The sequence below is a fragment of the Mycobacterium sp. E1386 genome (assembly GCF_001672745.1).
Lineage (GTDB): Bacteria > Actinomycetota > Actinomycetes > Mycobacteriales > Mycobacteriaceae > Mycobacterium.
Window position 1 is genome coordinate 1 of record NZ_LZKH01000137.1, and the last position, 628, is coordinate 628.

1 protein-coding gene is annotated in these 628 nt (G+C 65.0%); it reads left to right on the forward strand.

The annotated features are described in order from the left end of the window. Positions 1-190: 190 nt before the first annotated feature. On the forward strand, positions 191-628 hold a 438-nt coding region (locus A5709_RS14395), incomplete at its 3' end, for a glycosyltransferase (protein WP_197520147.1).

Genomic DNA, 628 nt, shown 5'->3' on the forward strand with positions numbered 1-628 from the left:
GACCTGCGCCAGATCCTCTCCCCCGACTACGTCTCGCGCGCCCGCGAGCTGGCCGCTCGAATGACGAAGCCCGCGGACAGCATCACCAAGACCGCCGACCTTCTGGAAAACTACACGCGCGTGGGACGGATTGGGTGAGGACCCGTACCCTCAACGTCGCCTCCACATCGCAGCTGCAAGGCTAGGACCCGTGACCAAATTCGCTCTCGCCGGGTATGGAACGCGCGGCGACATCGAGCCTCTGGCGGCGGTCGGACGCGAACTGCTGCGCCGGGGGCACGACGTGGCCATGGCGGTCCCGCCGGAATTAGTGGGCTTCGCCGAATCGGCCGGCCTCGCTGCGGTTCCGTACGGGCCAGAACTGCACGACTTCCTGGACGAAGAATTCCTGCGCAACATGTGGGCGGAATTCTTCCGCGACATCTGGACGATCCGCAGCCCGATCAGGTTGATGCGCAAGGTTTGGGAGCCCCTGATCCGGCATTGGGGCGAGGTCAGCACGACGCTGACGTCGCTCGCTGCCGGCGCTGACCTATTGTGCACCGGCCTGAATTTCGAACAGGCCGCCGCCAACGTCGCGGAGTATTACGGCATTCCGCTGGCGACACTGCATCACTTTCCGATGCGG